19 protein-coding genes are annotated in these 16,039 nt (G+C 63.9%); 8 read left to right on the plus strand and 11 right to left on the minus strand.

The genetic code is table 11. The features are described from left to right. Nucleotides 1–11 precede the first annotated feature (11 nt). From QCE48_RS28575 to QCE48_RS28600, 6 genes are all read right to left on the minus strand, one after another. Entirely contained in the window at nucleotides 12–386 is a 375-nt protein-coding gene (locus QCE48_RS28575; RefSeq protein WP_309782019.1) for a CpaD family pilus assembly lipoprotein, read from the minus strand. A gap of 10 nt (nucleotides 387–396) precedes the next feature. Next, nucleotides 397–1,884 carry a type II and III secretion system protein family protein gene (locus QCE48_RS28580; protein WP_309782018.1) on the minus strand — a complete coding sequence of 496 codons (1,488 nt, stop codon included), beginning with the start codon at nucleotides 1,882–1,884 and terminating at the stop codon, nucleotides 397–399. A 50-nt stretch (nucleotides 1,885–1,934) separates the two neighbouring features. Continuing rightward, nucleotides 1,935–2,894, minus strand: coding sequence for a Flp pilus assembly protein CpaB (gene cpaB / locus QCE48_RS28585; RefSeq protein ID WP_309782017.1), 960 nt, complete (start codon nucleotides 2,892–2,894; stop codon nucleotides 1,935–1,937). Nucleotides 2,895–2,906: 12 nt separating this feature from the next. After that, entirely contained in the window at nucleotides 2,907–3,416 is a 510-nt protein-coding gene (locus QCE48_RS28590; protein ID WP_309782016.1) for a prepilin peptidase, read from the minus strand. Nucleotides 3,417–3,494: 78 nt separating this feature from the next. Continuing rightward, entirely contained in the window at nucleotides 3,495–3,674 is a 180-nt protein-coding gene (locus tag QCE48_RS28595; RefSeq protein ID WP_087632020.1) for a Flp family type IVb pilin, read from the minus strand. A 492-nt stretch (nucleotides 3,675–4,166) separates the two neighbouring features. Further along, on the minus strand, nucleotides 4,167–4,592 hold the full coding sequence (locus QCE48_RS28600) for a low affinity iron permease family protein (RefSeq protein WP_309782013.1): 426 nt from the start codon (nucleotides 4,590–4,592) through the stop codon (nucleotides 4,167–4,169). A 44-nt stretch (nucleotides 4,593–4,636) separates the two neighbouring features. Here QCE48_RS28600 and QCE48_RS28605 point away from each other — a divergent pair, with 44 nt between their 5' ends. Next, nucleotides 4,637–5,209 (plus strand): DNA-3-methyladenine glycosylase, encoded by a 573-nt coding sequence (locus QCE48_RS28605; RefSeq protein WP_309782012.1) that lies wholly within the window; start codon nucleotides 4,637–4,639, stop codon nucleotides 5,207–5,209. Nucleotides 5,210–5,252: 43 nt separating this feature from the next. Here QCE48_RS28605 and QCE48_RS28610 read toward each other — a convergent pair whose 3' ends face one another. The 4 genes from QCE48_RS28610 to QCE48_RS28625 all read right to left on the minus strand — a co-directional run bounded on the left by QCE48_RS28610 (nucleotide 5,253) and on the right by QCE48_RS28625 (nucleotide 9,910). Continuing rightward, nucleotides 5,253–6,464, minus strand: coding sequence for an ABC transporter substrate-binding protein (locus tag QCE48_RS28610; RefSeq protein ID WP_309782011.1), 1,212 nt, complete (start codon nucleotides 6,462–6,464; stop codon nucleotides 5,253–5,255). A 70-nt stretch (nucleotides 6,465–6,534) separates the two neighbouring features. Then, entirely contained in the window at nucleotides 6,535–7,254 is a 720-nt protein-coding gene (locus QCE48_RS28615; RefSeq protein ID WP_309782010.1) for an ABC transporter ATP-binding protein, read from the minus strand. Further along, nucleotides 7,251–8,036 (minus strand): ABC transporter ATP-binding protein, encoded by a 786-nt coding sequence (locus tag QCE48_RS28620; RefSeq protein ID WP_309782009.1) that lies wholly within the window; start codon nucleotides 8,034–8,036, stop codon nucleotides 7,251–7,253. Before QCE48_RS28620 ends, QCE48_RS28615 begins: the two co-directional genes overlap by 4 nt. Beyond that, on the minus strand, nucleotides 8,033–9,910 hold the full coding sequence (locus tag QCE48_RS28625) for an ABC transporter permease (RefSeq protein WP_309782008.1): 1,878 nt from the start codon (nucleotides 9,908–9,910) through the stop codon (nucleotides 8,033–8,035). Before QCE48_RS28625 ends, QCE48_RS28620 begins: the two co-directional genes overlap by 4 nt. Nucleotides 9,911–10,003: 93 nt before the next feature. Here QCE48_RS28625 and QCE48_RS28630 point away from each other — a divergent pair, with 93 nt between their 5' ends. The 3 genes from QCE48_RS28630 to QCE48_RS28640 all read left to right on the plus strand — a co-directional run bounded on the left by QCE48_RS28630 (nucleotide 10,004) and on the right by QCE48_RS28640 (nucleotide 13,317). Further along, on the plus strand, nucleotides 10,004–10,375 hold the full coding sequence (locus QCE48_RS28630) for a hypothetical protein (protein WP_309783808.1): 372 nt from the start codon (nucleotides 10,004–10,006) through the stop codon (nucleotides 10,373–10,375). A 193-nt stretch (nucleotides 10,376–10,568) separates the two neighbouring features. Next, nucleotides 10,569–11,903: a glutamine synthetase family protein gene (locus QCE48_RS28635; RefSeq protein ID WP_309782007.1), complete on the plus strand. Its 1,335-nt coding sequence runs from the start codon at nucleotides 10,569–10,571 to the stop codon at nucleotides 11,901–11,903. Nucleotides 11,904–11,919: 16 nt separating this feature from the next. Continuing rightward, on the plus strand, nucleotides 11,920–13,317 hold the full coding sequence (locus QCE48_RS28640) for an aspartate aminotransferase family protein (protein WP_309782006.1): 1,398 nt from the start codon (nucleotides 11,920–11,922) through the stop codon (nucleotides 13,315–13,317). 13 nt (nucleotides 13,318–13,330) lie between these two features. On the opposite strand, the gene QCE48_RS28645 is transcribed toward QCE48_RS28640, so the two are convergent. Continuing rightward, complete coding sequence (locus tag QCE48_RS28645; protein ID WP_309782004.1) at nucleotides 13,331–13,963, minus strand: TetR/AcrR family transcriptional regulator; 633 nt, start codon at nucleotides 13,961–13,963, stop codon at nucleotides 13,331–13,333. Nucleotides 13,964–14,099: 136 nt separating this feature from the next. On the opposite strand from QCE48_RS28645, the gene QCE48_RS28650 reads away from it, so the two are divergent. The 4 genes from QCE48_RS28650 to folE all read left to right on the plus strand — a co-directional run bounded on the left by QCE48_RS28650 (nucleotide 14,100) and on the right by folE (nucleotide 16,039). Further along, nucleotides 14,100–14,522 carry a nuclear transport factor 2 family protein gene (locus tag QCE48_RS28650; protein WP_309782003.1) on the plus strand — a complete coding sequence of 141 codons (423 nt, stop codon included), beginning with the start codon at nucleotides 14,100–14,102 and terminating at the stop codon, nucleotides 14,520–14,522. Between the two features lie 14 nt (nucleotides 14,523–14,536). Continuing rightward, complete coding sequence (locus tag QCE48_RS28655) at nucleotides 14,537–14,968, plus strand: VOC family protein (RefSeq protein ID WP_309782002.1); 432 nt, start codon at nucleotides 14,537–14,539, stop codon at nucleotides 14,966–14,968. 142 nt (nucleotides 14,969–15,110) lie between these two features. Next, the gene (locus QCE48_RS28660) at nucleotides 15,111–15,314 is read left to right on the plus strand and encodes a hypothetical protein (RefSeq protein ID WP_309782001.1); all 204 of its coding nucleotides are present in this window, start codon (nucleotides 15,111–15,113) and stop codon (nucleotides 15,312–15,314) included. A gap of 74 nt (nucleotides 15,315–15,388) precedes the next feature. Then, nucleotides 15,389–16,039: a GTP cyclohydrolase I FolE gene (folE, locus tag QCE48_RS28665; RefSeq protein ID WP_309782000.1), complete on the plus strand. Its 651-nt coding sequence runs from the start codon at nucleotides 15,389–15,391 to the stop codon at nucleotides 16,037–16,039.

The raw sequence follows: 16,039 nt of genomic DNA on the forward strand, positions 1-16,039 counted from the left end.
AGAGTGGCGCGTTACTTGGAATCGCGCGACGTCGTGGTGTCGAGCTGGATCACGCGACCCGACTCGTAGCGACGCACCGCGCTCGCCGCGACCGCCGCATCGGCGGGGCCGAGCGTCTGCGGCCTGACGGCGTCCTCGGGGTGCGCAAGCTGCGCCGCGAGATTCGTGTAGGTCGCGCAGCCCCATTGCATGCTCGGACGGCGCAAGCCCGCGTCGGTCAGGAGCGACGGGCGCGCGAGACTCGCGCAGTCGGGCGGCACGATCGAATGGCCGTCGAAGCCGATCACCGATTCGTTGGGCATGTTGCGCGGCGGCTTGAAGCAGCCGCTCGCGGTTGCGGCGAACGCGCAGGCAAGGGCAAGAATGAGAAGTCGTGAAATGTTCATGGCATCGCGCTCAATAGACATAGCCGGCCGCGCCGACCAGACGCGGCTGGCCCGGCTGCGGCTCGTCGCCGGACTGGCGTTTGAAGCTGTATTCGACGTCGCTCGACGGCGAGATCAGCGAGTCGAGCGGCGAGCGCAGCTTCGCCGGATCGGTCGGTTCGACGAGGTACGGCGTGACCATGATCACGAGTTCCGTCTTGTTGTTCTGGTAGTTCGAGGACGAGAAGAGCTTGCCCAGCACCGGTATCGAACCAATGCCCGGCACTTGCGACACGATGTCGGACGTATTGCTCTGCAACAGGCCGCCGATCGCGAAGCTTTGCCCGCTCGCGAGTTCAACCGTGGTGTCCGCGCGCCGCACCGAGAGGCCCGGTACGGTCACGCCGCCGGTTGTCACGCTCGCGGTCGAATCGATCTGGCTCACTTCCGGGCGCACCTTGAGGCTGATGCGACGCTCGTTGAGCACAGTCGGCGTGAAGTCGAGTTTGACGCCGAACTGCTTGAATTCGACCGAGATCGCGCCGTTGGTCTGCGAGACCGGGATCGGGAATTCGCCGCCCGCGAGGAAGCTTGCGGTCTGGCCCGACAGCGCGACCAGGTTCGGCTCGGCGAGCACGGTAAGCAGGCCCTCTTGATTCAGCGCATCGACGAGCGCGCGGATGTCCACGTTGCCCGTCTTGAATGCGCCGAGCAACGAATATGCGTTGTTGGTCGGCAGGTTCACCGGATAGGTGACGCCGCCCGCGCCGTTTGCGATCGGCTGATTCAGGTTGTAGATCGGGCGGCCGCTGAAGATGCCGCCATAGAAGTTGCCGACCGCGCTGCCCATCGCCTGCCAGTTGATGCCAAGCTGCTGCGTGACGTTGCGGTCCACTTCGGTGATGCGCACGCGCAACTGCACCTGCAACGGCCGGTCGATGGTCATGCGGTTGATCAGCACTTCCTTGTCGGCGAGGTAAGGCGTGATCGCCTGCACGACGGCATCCGCATCCAGGGAATTCGGCACCTGGCCGGTCAGAAGGAGCGACCCCTGGCCCGTGCTCACCTGCACGTTCAGATTCGGGAAGCGGGCAGCGATCGTATTGCGCACCGTGATCATGTCGCGCGCGACGACGATCGTGCGTTGCAACAGCGTCTTGTTGTTCGGCCCGAGCACGTAGAGCGTCGTGCTGCCGGTCTTCTTGCCGAGCACGAAGATCGTCTTCGGCGAAGGCACGTGCACGTCCGCGATCGTCGGATCGGCGACGAACACCGACACGGCGTCCTCGCTCAGGCGCAGCATCGTGCCCTTGCCGGCATCGATCGAAAGCGGGCCTTGCTGGAGCGCCGGCTGTTCGGCCGCCGCCGTGCCGAACGGATTGGCGACCGTCCTGACCGGCGCGGCACCGGGCTGGGCCGCCAAGGCCGTGGGCATCGCCCCGAGCACGAGCATCGCGCACGCCAAGACGGGCGCGACGAGCCTTGCATCGGTGCAACTCGAACTGAACTGCGTTTTCATGACGTTGAATCCTGGCGATATGACGCTGCGGCGACCGGTGGACACGGCTTTCAGCGCGGAGTGGGAACGGTCGGCAGCGGCGGCGCCGTGTCGGCGGCGCCGCTCACTTGCGCGACGCTCGATCCGTCGGCTTTGTCGGAGCCGCGATAGATGGTCACCGTGCGCGGCACGGGTGGCGCGACGTTGCCCGTGCTAGCGTGCGGCGCGTGCGAACGCGGCAGATCGCGCACCGCGCGCGAGATGTCGCCTGCCCAGATCGGCGCGCGTTCAGTCGACGAGGCCGACGCCGCCGCCGACGCAGCCGGATCGCGCGTGACGGTCGCGAAGCTACGCAGCGCGAGCGACAGGCTGCCGAGACGCGCGGCGACGGCGACGACCTCGCCCATGCGCGGCGTCACTTCCAGCGTGACGGTACGGGCGCGGCTAGTGGTTTCGGGCGCGTCGCCGTTGTTCTTCGGGCGCTTGATCTCCGAGCCGACCGCCAGCACGCGCACATGCTCGACGACCGTTTCGCTCGACACCGCGAGATCCGGCGAGTCCGTGCGGCGCTCCATCTGCTGGGTCAGCAGCAGGTCGACATAGTCGCCCGGCTGGATCAGGCCCGCGTTGCCGGAGACGTCGTCGACCGCAACCGAGACCGCGCGCATCTCCGGCTTGAGCGTCGCCGCGAGGAAGCCCGGCGCGCTCGGCAGGATGACGTCGTCGGCGACGAGCACCGCGCCGCTTGCCACCGGATGGCGCAGAAGCGCGCCTTTCAGGTCGGGCGCGTTCGGCGCGCCGGCGACGATGGCATTGACCGGAACAGCGGTCGCGGGCAACTGCTTCCAGACGAGGTCTTCGTCGCGCAAGAGGAGGCCTTGCGGAAGATCGGCGGCGCTGACCTGCACCTTCTGGGTCGAAACGACGGGCGGCGCGGAAGGACGCGAGGCGCTCGCGATGACCACCCGCACGATCAGGGCAATCAGGATCGCACCGACGAGCAGCACGGCAAATTTGATGATGTTGGACATGCTGACGTCGACCTATCGCGTGGAAAGCAGGGGGAGCAGCGCGGGCAACACGATGACGACACCGCCACCGAGTGCGAGCGCCACGCCGTAAGGCACACCGCGTGCGCCGGAAAACATCGCGAGCGCCCGCATCGGGTGGGAACCCTGCGAAGGATTCATGTTTCGCGTGGCAAGACTGACCAGGGACACCAATGTCCCGATCACCGAAATAAGCGTCAATGCGGGCAGCGAGAGACCGAGGCCCGCCCACAGAAAGATGACGGAGGCGAGCTTCGCGTCGCCGCCGCCCAGCATCCGCGCCGCGAAGAGCGCGGCGCAGACGAGAAAGACGGCGAGCGCGAGAAGCAGATGCGCGAGGACGTCATCGGCGGACAGGCCGGAGAGCAGCGCGTCCGCGAAAAAGAGAGCGCCGATCGTGAGGACGATCTTCGTCGGCAGGCGCCGCGAACGAACGTCGATGACCGCGAGCCACAAAAGCGCGCACAGTACGACAAGGCGAATGGCAAGGGACAGGGTCTGCACGATGGTCCGGCGTGTGAATCGTGAATAAGGAAGATCCAGGCGAGCGGCGCCCGGATCTTCGGCGTCACGGATCGTTGCTTAAGGCTTGGACGCCGCCTGGATGTTGTTGAACAGGTTCGTGAACAACGTGCCCATGCCGGTGTTGAACTGCGTGCCCACCGCCGTGAGCGCTACGACGACGATGCCTGCCAGAATTGCATACTCCATGGCGCTCACGCCGCGTTCATCGCGGACGAACGCTTTGAAGAAATTGCGCATTTTGATTTCCTTTTACGAGAAGGTAGGTGTGGACCCGGTACGAGAACACGGACCGAGTACGACACATCCTAGCGACTGTTCAAAGAAATAATCTCGCCAATTGAAGCCCTTAATGGCCTCATTTCCGGCGTTTGGAAAGATGTTGGGATCGCCGCTAAACGGCAGAAAACGAAAAAACTTTAGGGAGGAGAAACCGCTTATTTGCGCGCCGGACGCACGGAATCATGCAGTCGTGATGAAGGTAGGTTTTGCCGCTAAACGTTTGCGAGCTTGGCGCGTTAAACCCTACCTTTGGCAGGGCCCAAGATCGCGTCGATCATGCTTTGCGCTCTTTTGAGAGCGCTTAGCGCCATGCTAAAGGAGCGCGGCAACCGTTGTTTTGCCGAAGGACGGCTAAAGACGGGTGATGCATAATCCGCATTTTATCCCGTACTCCCCTACAGTTGGCAAGCCGGTGCGTCATAAATATCGGGAAAACCCTTTGCCGGTTAGTCAATTCTTGTGCGTCCGATCCACCGAAGGCAGATCGATCTCCCTGCTTACATCGCGCAAATCGTCGCGCGCCTCTCTAGCGAGCTTTTCATAACGCTCGCGAAAACGCCCCAGATCCTTTTCGTCGAGTTCTTCCAGATCGAGCAGCGCGTTGTGCGCCTTGTCGACAGCGCGGATCAGTTCGTCGAGCTTGATCTGCATCGCGGCGGTGTCGCGGTTCTGCGTGTTCTGAATGAGGAAAACCATCAGGAACGTGACGATGGTGGTCGACGTGTTGATGACGAGTTGCCAGGTATCACTGAAGTGAAAGAGCGGCCCGGAAATGGCCCACACGAGGACAAGCAGCACCGCGATCACGAACGTCGATGCATGTCCGGCAATCTGCGCAAGCGAATTCGAGAACTTGAGGAACCAGGATTTTTTCATGTTGATTCTCCGCGACGATCAGAAAGGCGAGCCCGGCTAGAATAATGCCTGTGACTTCCACCATCGACTTTTTCGCTTCCTCGGACGTTGTCGCGAGGCTATTGATCGGCGCCGTGCTGACGGTCGACGGCGTCGGCGGACGCATCGTCGAGACCGAGGCGTATGACCGCGAAGATCCGGCGTCGCACAGTTTTTCCGGGCCCACGCCGCGCAATGCGGTGATGTTCGGCCCGCCCGCGCATGCGTATGTCTATCGCTCCTACGGAATCCACTGGTGCCTGAACTTCGTGTGCCGCGAGGCGGGTCATGGCGCGGGAGTGCTGATTCGCGCGATCGAGCCGCTTCATGGCATCGACGTCATGCGCGAACGGCGCGGGCTCGAACCGCTCAGGCTATTGTGCTCCGGACCGGGACGCGTCGCTCAGGCGCTTGGCGTGACGCATCGGAACAACGGGATGTCGGTGCTCGAAGCGCCGTTTTCCGTGGAGCCGGCGCCGGCCGGCGAAGCGGTCGAGATCGTCTGCGGTCCGCGAATCGGGATATCCAAGGCCGTCGACGTGCCGTGGAGGTTTGGACTCGCCGGGTCTAAATTCGTCAGCAAGCCGTTTAAAGCGTGATCGCCGACGCCTGAATACGGTTTCGCCGGCTCACGCAACGCCGTTACTCCGCGACCCTCAACTTCCTGACTTCATCGTCGGAAGGCTGGACACTGGCTCCATCGATGTATCGATACGAAGCCATGATTCCTTTACCGTCCTTTAGCGCAGTTACGCCGACATACGCGCCCATCGTCGACTGGTTGTCGATGGCCCGATACGAAATGGGCCCGAACGGTGTGTCCACCGCCAGCCCCTTGAACGCCGCGGCCAGCTTGTCCGAATCGGCCGACCCGGCTTTTTTCAAGCCATTGGCAAGCGACATCATCGCGCTATACCCCACCACCGATCCAAGCCGCGGATAGTCGTGATACTTCGCGCGATAGTCGGCGACGAACTTCTTGTTGGCCGCCGTATCGACGGAATACCACGGGTAGCCCGTCACGATCCAGCCGACAGGCGCCTCCGCGCCAAGCGGATCGAGATACTCCGGCTCGCCCGTCAGCAGCGACACGACCGCACGATCCTTAAAGAGCCCACGCGTGTTGCCCTCGCGAACGAACTTGCCCAGGTCGGCGCTGAACAGCACGTTGAAGATCGCATCGGGCTTCGCATCGGCCAACGCCTGCGCCACCGCGCCCGCATCGACATTGCCAAGCGGCGTGGCCTGCTCCGTCACGAACTCGACATCCGGTTGCGCCGCCTTCATGAGCCGCTTGAACGTCGCCACGGCGGACTGGCCGTATTCGTAGTTCGGATACACCAGCGCCCAGCGCTTCTTCTTGAGCTTCGCCGCTTCCGGCGCCAGCATCGCGACCTGCATGTACGTGGACGGCCGCAGGCGATACGTGTACTTGTTGCCGTCCTGCCAGACGATTTTGTCGGTGAGCGGCTCGGCAGCCAGGAAAAAGATGCGGCGCTGCTTCGCATAGTCGGCGAGCGCCAGGCCCGTGTTCGACAGATACCCGCCGAACAGAAGCTTCACCTGCTCGCGCGCGACGAGTTCCTGCGCGACGCGAATCGTGTCGCCGGGGTTTCCGTTGTCGTCGCGCGAGACGACTTCGAGCTTGTTGCCGTTCACGCCGCCCGCCGCGTTGATCTCGTCGAGCGCGAGGTTCCAGCCGTTCTTGTACGGACCCAGGAACGCCGGCTGCGCCTTGTAACTGTTGATCTCGCCGATCCGTATCGTCTCGGCCCGCGCGCCGCATGCGGCGAACGTGGCGCCAAGCGTTGCCGCAATGACCGTCAGACGAGAGAGCGTTGCCGCGCGCTTCATGAAGATGACTCCGGGTTAAATGTTCGGTTAAAACGTCATTGTGCCAGCGGACCGCCGCGCTGCCGAACGCCTAGACAGCGAGATAGTCCCGCCGCACCGTTTCGTCGCGCGCGAGTTCGTCTAGCGTGCCTGCGAAGCGCACCTGCCCGCGTTCGAGCACATACGCGCGATCGCTCACGAGTTCGGCGAAGTGGAGGTTCTGTTCCGAGAGCAACACGGAAAGGCCTTCGCGCTTCAACTGGAGAATCATGTTCGCCATCTGTTCGACGATGACGGGCGCGACGCCTTCCGAAGGCTCGTCGAGCAGCACGAGATGCGGATTGCCCATCAGTGTGCGCGCGACGGTAAGCATCTGCTGCTCGCCGCCGCTCATCCGGCTAGCGAGACGCTGGCGCATTTCGCCGAGATTTGGAAACAGGCGAAAGAGGCGCTCGGGCGTCCAGAGCGGCGCGCCTTCGCGCGGCGGCTGACGGCCTGCGTCGAGATTCTCCATTACCGTCAGGTCGCCGAACACGCGCCGGTCCTCGGGCACATAGCCGAGCCCGAGCCGCGCGATGCGATACGGCGGCAGCGCGGCGATACCGTGTCCTCTGAACGTCAGCGAACCCGACGTCCCCGGAAGAAGCCCCATGACCGCCTTCATCGCCGTCGACTTCCCCGCGCCGTTGCGGCCCATCAACGCGACCACTTCGCCGCGTCCGACCTCGAAGCTCACATCGAATAGAACCTGCGCCCGGCCATAGAACGCGTTCAGCCCGGCGACTTCGAGCATGGGTTCGCGCGCGCTCATCGCCTGACTCCGCCGGCGAACGTCGCGCGCGGTGCAAATGACTTGCCGGTGCCGAGATAAACCTCCTGCACGCGCGGATTGTTGCGCACGCTGTTCGCATCGCCCTCGGCGATCACCTTGCCGCGGGCGAGCACGATCAGTCTGTCGGCGTATTCGAACACAACGTCCATGCTGTGCTCCGTGAACAGCACGCCGATGTTGCGCTCGGCGACGAGGCGTCGCGTCAATACCATCAGCGCGTTGCGCTCGCCCGGCGCCATGCCGGCGGTCGGCTCGTCCATCAAGAGGAGCTGCGGCCGGTTCGACAACGCAATCGCCAGTTCGACGCGCTTCACATCCCCATAAGCGAGCACGCCGCACGCGCGCCGCGCATGTCCCGCCATGCCGACTTCGTCGAGCAGCGCCATCGCCTCGTCGGCATGCGATGCGGCCGCGGGCCTCCACAAACCGAAGAGGCGCCGTTCACGCGATGCGAGCGCCATCTGCACGTTCTCGAGGACCGTCATCGAGTTGAAGGTGGCCGCGATCTGGAAGGTGCGCCCGACGCCCAGCCGCCAGATGTCGCGCGAGCGCATGCCGGCGATGTCGTTGCCCTTGAAGATGATCGATCCCGCCGACGGCTTCAACTGGCCGTTGACCATGTTGAAGCACGTCGATTTGCCCGCGCCGTTCGGACCGATCAGCGCGAGCAGGCGTCCGGCGGCGACATCGAAGGAAACGGCATCGACGGCCTTCACGCCATCGAACGACTTCGAGAGATTCGTCACGCGCAACAGCATCACTCGGCCTCCGCGAACCGCTCGCGCACGAATCCGGCGATGCCCTGCGGAAACGCGATCACGAGCAGCAGGATCGCCGCGCCGAGCAAGGCCTGCCAGTAGTCGGTCTGACGCGCGACGGTATCCTGCAGCCAGGTGAAAACCGGGGCGCCGACGAGTGGCCCTGCGAGTGTCTGCACGCCGCCGAGCAACACCATCACGAGGCCGTCGACGGAACGCCCGACGCTGATCACTTCCGGCGAGATGTTGCCCTTCGAGAACGCATAGAGCGAACCGGCGAGCCCGCAAAAGAGCGACGAGATCACGAACGCGGCCCACTGGATGCGCTGCACGTCGATGCCGATCGCCTCGGCGCGCAACGGCGAATCGCGCGCGGCGCGCATCGCGGCGCCGAGCGGCGCGAACAGCATGCGGCGCATCAGCCACACGCCGCCTGTCGTGAAGACGAGCGTCACGTAGTAGTACGCGGTGGGCGAACTCAGCCACGGTGAAGGCCACAAGCCGAGGATGCCGTTGCTGCCGCCCGTCACCGCGTCCCACTGGAAGACGACCGACCACACGATCTGCGCGAACGCCAAAGTGAGCATCGCGAGATAGACGCCCGAGAGGCGCACGCTGAACCAGCCGAACACGATGGCGCCGAGTGCCGCAAGCAACGGGCCCAGCACGAGCGCCACTTCCATCGGCAACGCGAATACCTTGAGGAACAGCGCCGCGCCATAGGCCCCGAGCCCGAAGTACGCGGCATGACCGAACGAGTGCATGCCGCCCGGGCCCATGATGAAATGCAGGCTCGCGGCGAACAGCGTCGCGATCATGATCTCGACCAGGAGCACCGGCAGGTACGGAAACCAGCCGGACAGAAGCGGCGCGAACGCCAGCATCGCGACGACGATTGCAGCGACGACCCGAAGCCTTTTGCCTGCGGGACGTAGCGGGCGCTCGGACAGGCTCATCGACCGCACCGCGGTCTGCGCGCGGCCGAGCAGGCCCCACGGGCGCAGCACGAGCACGATCGCCATCACGACGAATTCCGCGACGAGCGTGAACTTGCTGAGCGAGAAGTCGATCCCGAAGATCGACGCGTGCCCGATGCCGATGCACAGCGCCTTGATCTCCGCGATCAGCAGCGCCGCGATAAACGCGCCCGGAATCGAACCCATGCCGCCGACCACGACGACCACGAACGCATTGCCGATCGTGTCCAGATCGAGCGACAGGTTCGCCGACATGCGCGGCACCTGCAACGCGCCGCCGAGTCCGGCGAGAAACGCGCCCGCGAAGAACACGCCGGTGAAGAGCCACGACTGATTGACGCCGAGCGCGCCGAGCATCTCGCGATCGCCCGTTGCGGCGCGCACTAGCGTGCCCCAACGCGTGCGCGTGAGCGCATACCAGAGCGCGGCGAGCACGAGCGGACCGATGACCACCAGCGCGATGTTGTAAGCCGGCAGTTGATGGCCGAGCAACTCAACCGCGCCGGCCAGGTGCGGCGCGCGCGGGCCGAAGAGATCTTCCGGTCCCCACAGGTACAGCGCGGCGTCGTGGAAGATCAGCACGAGCGCGAACGTGGCGACCAGGTTGAAGAGCTCGGGCGCCTTGTAGATGCGCCGCATCACGATCACTTCGACGAGCGCGCCGAGTACCGCGATCACGAGCGCAGCCGCGAGTACCGAGAGCCAGAAGCCCGCGATCGTCGAACCGAAGCGGCTCGTCAAACTATAGGCGACATACACGCCGAGCATGTAGAACGATCCGTGCGCGAAGTTGACGATGCGCGTCACGCCGAAGATCAGAGACAGGCCCGAGGCGACTAGAAAGAGCGCGCAAGCATCGGCGAGTCCATTGACGAGTTGTACCAGCAGGTTCGAAAGCATCGGCTCGGCGGCGGATTGGCGAATGAGGCGTAATTATCAATGAATTGCTGCAGCCGGTCTCGATGTCCTTCGTTTCGTTGCAGGCTTGCCCGCATGCGGCATCCGCCCGTGGAAAAACGTATTGACGCCGATTTTGGCTCGTATATCCTCGACGCCAGGGAATCGTCGACTTCGCGCACAGCATTCGCCACTTGCAGCGCCTCGCGCCACGGCTCCCTCAAACCTCAACAATCGAGTGAAATCGTGAGAGTCCGAAGCCCTCTGGTCATATGGAGCAGAAGCCTGTACACCGGGCCTTCGCGCGCCGAGCGCTCCATTACCTGTCGCTGCGGCAGTCTTTTCGATCGCCGCTTCCAGTCCGCGTTCACCATTCTGTCGCGCCGCTCGGTGCGACGTCACAACTCTGTGGCTGCACGCGCGTTCATCGCGGTTCATTGCGTCGGCGTGTCGTCGCTGCTGCCGTAGCGCCTCTCTCGCCCTTCCTTCCTCTTCCCATCCGATTCGTTCATCGCGCCTGAGCGCGGGCGGCGTTTTGCGTTTGCGTTTGTATTTCCTTTTGCTGCTGACGAATTCGAATCGAATCCAACGCTTTTGCCGCGCGCAAACGCCGGGGCGCCGTGCTGCCCTGCGTTCGCGCGGCAATTCAGGGACTCACACCATGCAACGCATCGACGAATTTCTTAAGCAGCATCGCATCACCGAAATCGAAGCCATCATCCCCGACATGGCCGGCATCGCGCGCGGCAAGATCATGCCGCGCAGCAAGTTCGAGTCGGGCGAGACGATGCGCCTGCCGCAAGCCGTGATGATCCAGACCGTCACGGGCGAGTATCCCGGCGACGGCACGCTCACGGGCGTCACCGACCCCGACATGGTCTGCGTACCCGATCCTTCGACGATTCGCCTGATCCCGTGGGCCGTCGATCCGACCGCGCAGGTGATTCACGACTGCGTGCACTTCGACGGCACGCCCGTCGCTATCTCGCCGCGCCGCGTGTTGCGCCAGGTGCTCGACAAGTACGCGGCGAAGGGCTGGACGCCGGTCGTCGCGCCCGAGCTGGAGTTCTTTCTCGTCGACATGAACCGCGACCCGGACCTTCCGTTGCAACCGCCGATAGGCCGGACCGGCCGTCCCGAGACGGGCCGTCAGGCGTATTCGATCGAGGCCGTCAATGAGTTCGATCCGCTCTTCGAAGACATCTACGAGTACCGCGAGGTGCAGGAACTGGAAGTCGACACGCTGATTCACGAGGTGGGCGCCGCGCAAATGGAGATCAACTTTCTGCACGGCGATCCGCTCAAGCTCGCGGACCGCGTGTTTCTCTTCAAGCGCACCGTGCGCGAGGCCGCGTTGCGCCACAAGATGTACGCGACCTTCATGGCGAAGCCGATGGAGAACGAACCGGGTTCGGCGATGCATGTGCACCAGAGTCTCGTCGATGCGGAAAACGGGCGCAATCTTTTCACCGGCCGCGACGGCGAACCGACCTCGCTCTTCTACGGCTATCTCGCGGGGCTGCAAAAGTACACGCCCGCGCTGATGCCGATCTTCGCGCCGTACATCAACTCGTACCGGCGGCTCTCGCGTTTCATGGCCGCGCCGATCAACGTTCAGTGGGGCTACGACAACCGCACCGTCGGCTTTCGCGTGCCGCATTCGGAACCGGCCGCACGGCGCATCGAGAACCGCATACCGGGCGTCGACTGCAATCCGTATCTGGCGATCGCCGCGACGCTCGCCGCCGGCTATCTCGGCATGACGCAACGCATCGAACCCACCGCCCCGCTCGCGAGCGACGGCTACGCACTCGCGTATCAACTGCCGCGCAATCTCGAAGAAGGCATTACGACGATGGCCGCATGCGAGCCGCTCGCCGAGATGCTCGGCGAGAAGTTCGTGCGAGCGTATCTCGCGCTGAAGGAAACCGAGTACGAAGCGTTCTTTCGCGTGATCAGTTCGTGGGAACGCAAGCATTTGCTGCTGCACGTATGAGTCCAGGAGACAAGACATGAACGATCGAATCGAAGCCATCGCATCGAAGCAGGACCGCACCACCGCCGAATATCGCGCGCTCGACGCCGCGCATCACCTCCATCCGTTCTCGGACATGGCCGCGCTCAACCGCACCGGCAGCCGCGTGATCGTCAAGGCGGAAGGCGTCCATCTTATCGACTCGGACGGCAGGCGCATGATCGACGGCATGGCCGGCCTCTGGTGCGTAAACGTCGGCTATGGACGGCGCGAACTTTCCGAGGCGGCGTATCGGCAGATGCAGGAACTGCCCTTCTACAACACGTTCTTCAAGACGACGCATCCGCCCGTCATCGAACTGTCGGCGCTGCTGGCCGAACTCGCGCCCGCGCCGTTCAACCGCTTCTTCTATTGCAGCAGCGGCTCGGAAGCGAACGATACGATGCTGCGCGTCGTCCATCGATACTGGGCGGCTGCGGCCAAGCCGCAGAAAAAGTTCGTAATCGCGCGCAGAAACGGCTACCACGGCTCGACGATCGCGGGCGGCACGCTCGGCGGCATGGACTTCATGCACGAGCAGATGCCGTCCAAAGTCGAAAACATCGTGCATATCGACCAGCCGTACTGGTTCGGCGAAGGCGGCGACTTGACGCCCGAAGCGTTTGGATTGGAGCGCGCGCGGCAGCTCGAAGCAAAGATCCTCGAACTCGGCGCCGACCATGTGGCGGCGTTCGTCGGCGAGCCGTTCCAGGGCGCGGGCGGCGTGATCTTTCCGCCTTCGACCTACTGGCCGGAAATCCAGCGCATCTGCCGGAAATACGACGTGCTGCTCGCTGCCGATGAAGTCATCGGCGGATTCGGCCGCACGGGCGAATGGTTCGCTCACCAGCACTTCGGATTCGAGCCGGACGTCATCACGCTGGCGAAGGGGCTCACGAGCGGCTACGTACCAATGGGCGCCGTAGGTCTGCACGATCGCGTGGCGGACGCCATCGTCGCCAATGACGAGTTCAGTCATGGATTCACGTACTCCGGGCATCCCGTGGCGGCGGCTGTCGCCGTGGCGAACCTGAAGCTCTTGCGCGACGAACGGATCGTCGAGCGCGTGAAGCACGACACCGGCCCGTATTTCCAGCAGCGCCTGCGCGAAACATTGGAGGCGCATCCCATCGTCGGCGAGATTGCGGGCGCCGGGCTCGTCGCGGGCATTCAGCTCGCGCAGGAACCGCGCACACGTAAGCGCTTTGCTAATGGCGACGAAGTCGGCACGCTTTGCCGCGACTTCTGCTTCGAAGGCAATCTCGTGATGCGCGCGAGCGACGACCGCATGCTGCTGTCGCCGCCGCTCGTCATCTCGCATGCGCAGATCGACGAACTGATCGCGAAGGCCAGTTCCGCGATCGATGCCACCGCACGCGCGCTCGGCCTCTCGTGACGCGGGACGCGCCTCAGATGCCCTTCTCGACCATGTCGAGAAGGCGCTCGCCCAGCGCCTCGGCTGCGCGGCGATCGAGGCGCTGCAAAGGCCCTTCGATCAGCAGCAGCGCGAATCCATGCACCGCCGACCACGCGAGATATTCCGCATCAGGCCGGCGCGCGGCAGGCAACACCTCCGACTCGACCATCCGGTCCAGCGCCGCGCTCAGCAACTGAAACGGATCGAGGCCGCTCTTTCCCGCGCTGTCGGGATCGTGGCTTTCCCAATCGGATTTCGGCGCGACGAATGCGGTGCGAAAGAGCCCCGTCTCGGTCTGCGCAAAACGCAAATAGCCGGTGCCGACCGCGCGCAGGCTCGCGCGCGCCGCGTCCGCGCGCCGCCGCTTTTTCGGCAGCGCGGCGAGCTCGGCCTCCATCGCCATTGCCACCGCCGACAGCGCCGCTGCGCGCACCGCCGCCAGCAATTCGTGACGGCTCGCGAAGTGCCGGTAAGCCGCATTCGGCACGACGCCCGCGCGCCGCGTGGCTTCACGCAGCACGACCGCATCCGGGCCGCCATCGCGTGCAAGTTCGATGCCCGCATCGAGCAAAGCGCGTCGCAGGTCGCCATGACGATAGGTCGTGCGCGGCTTCGGTTTTGTCATATTGTTCTTCTAAAGCGCTGCAATGTGGACGTCGTCCATTATCTCTGCTATTTTTTGTGGACGGTGTACACAAACAAAAAAACCCTGTTTTCAAGGGACTTTCTTTATCGTCGTGCATCGAGCCAAGGAGGCGAGCATGGTCGAATCGAATGATCGCGCGAGCGACGAATCCCGCATCCGCGAACTCATCGCCGCATGGCAGCGCGCGGTGATCGCCAAGGATGCCAATGCGTTGATCCGTCATTACGCAAGCGACGTCATCGTGTTCGACGTCGTGCCGCCCGCCTCCTTCACGGGATCGGAGCGCTACCGCGAGCACTGGCAGCGCTGGTTCGATTCCATGAAGGGACCGATCGGCTTCGAGATGAATGACATCCACGTGGTCGCAGGCGGCGACGTCGCGTTTGCGCACAGCGTCAATCGCGTCGTCGTCGACGGGCAGGAGAATCTGGTGCGCGCCACGGTGGGCTTTCGCAGGATCGGCGGCGACTGGCGCGTCGTGCACGAGCACGCGTCGGTGCCGCTCATGATGGACATGGACCCCGACGACGAGTCATAACTCAAGGAGCAGTCATGCTAGTTCAGCCGTATCTGTTTTTCGAAGGACGTTGCGAGGAAGCGCTGAAGTTCTATTCGGAGAAACTCGGCGCGCAGTCGCAGATGATGATGCGCTACAAGGAAGGCCCGCAAGAGAACAACGCCTGCACGAGCCGCCCGGAGATGGCCGAAAAGATCATGCACGCGTCGATTCGCATCGGCGAAACCGAGGTGATGGCCTCCGACGGCATGTGCAGCGGCAAACCGAATTTCCAGGGCGTGTCGCTCTCGCTTACCGTCGAGGACGTGGCGAAGGCCGAGCAGTGCTTCAACGCGCTGGCCGAAGGCGGGCAAGTGCAGATGGCGCTCACGCCGACCTTCTTCGCCGAACGCTTCGGCATGGTCGCGGACAAGTTCGGCGTATCGTGGATGATCCTCGGCGGTCTGCACAAAGGCGCCCCGCAATAAGTGCCCGGTGCGTGCGGCATCGGGCCCCGCGCGCCGCTTGAACACTCTGTCACAGGCGCGTGCTGGCGCGCTTCGTGCATCAACGAAGCCTTGGAACGTCTCTTGCGCGCTTTTCTTCTGTCCAAACCGAAGGAGAAGCGCCATGAGCAACTATGCCGGACGTTCACAGGAAGACCGCATCGCCCAACGCAAGGAAGAGAAGCCGAAGGCGCAGGAACAGCCGGGCGGCGAGATGGCCCGGGAAGGCACGCAGCCGGACAAGGAGCGCAGCAGCGGCGAGTTGTCCGAGAAAGGCAAGGAAGTCTGGCGCACCGGTTCCGGCATCGACGGTGGCGGCAAGACCTAGCGCCACTGCGGGCTTCCCGGAACTCCAAAACGTGGAACAATGGATTTCCCAAGAGAAAGCCAGAGGAGTCGTCGATGAGCGCGCCGCGTCAATCCAACACTTCCGCTTCGGACATGCCGGCGGATTCCGTCGATCGTCCAAGCCGCGAAGAGGCCGAAGCCGCCGTCCGGGTGCTGCTGCGCTGGGCCGGCGACGATCCGCGCCGCGAAGGCCTGCGCGATACGCCGGCGCGGGTCATCCGCGCGTACGAGGAATTTTTCCGCGGCTACGAGCAGGACCCGCGTGAAATCCTCGCGCGCACGTTCTCGGAAGTGCAAGGCTATGACGAGATGATCGTGCTCAAGGACATCCGCTTCGAGAGCTATTGCGAGCATCACATGGTGCCGATCATCGGGCGCGCGCACGTGGCCTATCTGCCGAGCAAGCGCGTCGTCGGCATTTCGAAGCTGGCGCGGCTCGTCGATGCATTCGCCAAACGCTTGCAGATTCAGGAAAAGATGACCGCGCAGATCGCCGACACGCTCGATGAAGTGCTGCAGCCGCTCGGCGTCGGCGTGATTCTGGAGGCGGCGCACCAGTGCATGTCGACGCGCGGCGTACACAAGGCGGGCGCGTCGATGGTCACGTCGCGCATGCTCGGCTCGTTCCGCGACGACCCCTCCACGCGACGAGAATTTCTCGCGATCGTCGGCAATCAGAACGCGTACAGCGTGTCGAACACCTGA

Origin of the sequence: Caballeronia sp. LZ024 (assembly GCF_031451455.1) — a bacterium.
GTDB lineage: Bacteria > Pseudomonadota > Gammaproteobacteria > Burkholderiales > Burkholderiaceae > Caballeronia > Caballeronia telluris.

Excerpts from the sequence above, each read along its gene's own strand:
- QCE48_RS28575 (WP_309782019.1), bottom strand. The coding sequence starts at position 386 with ATGAACATTTCACGACTTCTCATTCTTGCCCTTGCCTGCGCGTTCGCC.
- QCE48_RS28580 (WP_309782018.1), bottom strand. The coding sequence starts at position 1,884 with ATGAAAACGCAGTTCAGTTCGAGTTGCACCGATGCAAGGCTCGTCGCG.
- cpaB (WP_309782017.1), bottom strand. The coding sequence starts at position 2,894 with ATGTCCAACATCATCAAATTTGCCGTGCTGCTCGTCGGTGCGATCCTG.
- QCE48_RS28595 (WP_087632020.1), bottom strand. The coding sequence starts at position 3,674 with ATGCGCAATTTCTTCAAAGCGTTCGTCCGCGATGAACGCGGCGTGAGC.
- QCE48_RS28600 (WP_309782013.1), bottom strand. The coding sequence starts at position 4,592 with ATGAAAAAATCCTGGTTCCTCAAGTTCTCGAATTCGCTTGCGCAGATT.
- QCE48_RS28605 (WP_309782012.1), top strand. The coding sequence starts at position 4,637 with ATGCCTGTGACTTCCACCATCGACTTTTTCGCTTCCTCGGACGTTGTC.
- QCE48_RS28610 (WP_309782011.1), bottom strand. The coding sequence starts at position 6,464 with ATGAAGCGCGCGGCAACGCTCTCTCGTCTGACGGTCATTGCGGCAACG.
- QCE48_RS28615 (WP_309782010.1), bottom strand. The coding sequence starts at position 7,254 with ATGAGCGCGCGCGAACCCATGCTCGAAGTCGCCGGGCTGAACGCGTTC.
- QCE48_RS28625 (WP_309782008.1), bottom strand. The coding sequence starts at position 9,910 with ATGCTTTCGAACCTGCTGGTACAACTCGTCAATGGACTCGCCGATGCT.
- QCE48_RS28630 (WP_309783808.1), top strand. The coding sequence starts at position 10,004 with ATGCGGCATCCGCCCGTGGAAAAACGTATTGACGCCGATTTTGGCTCG.
- QCE48_RS28635 (WP_309782007.1), top strand. The coding sequence starts at position 10,569 with ATGCAACGCATCGACGAATTTCTTAAGCAGCATCGCATCACCGAAATC.
- QCE48_RS28640 (WP_309782006.1), top strand. The coding sequence starts at position 11,920 with ATGAACGATCGAATCGAAGCCATCGCATCGAAGCAGGACCGCACCACC.
- QCE48_RS28645 (WP_309782004.1), bottom strand. The coding sequence starts at position 13,963 with ATGACAAAACCGAAGCCGCGCACGACCTATCGTCATGGCGACCTGCGA.
- QCE48_RS28650 (WP_309782003.1), top strand. The coding sequence starts at position 14,100 with ATGGTCGAATCGAATGATCGCGCGAGCGACGAATCCCGCATCCGCGAA.
- QCE48_RS28655 (WP_309782002.1), top strand. The coding sequence starts at position 14,537 with ATGCTAGTTCAGCCGTATCTGTTTTTCGAAGGACGTTGCGAGGAAGCG.
- QCE48_RS28660 (WP_309782001.1), top strand. The coding sequence starts at position 15,111 with ATGAGCAACTATGCCGGACGTTCACAGGAAGACCGCATCGCCCAACGC.
- folE (WP_309782000.1), top strand. The coding sequence starts at position 15,389 with ATGAGCGCGCCGCGTCAATCCAACACTTCCGCTTCGGACATGCCGGCG.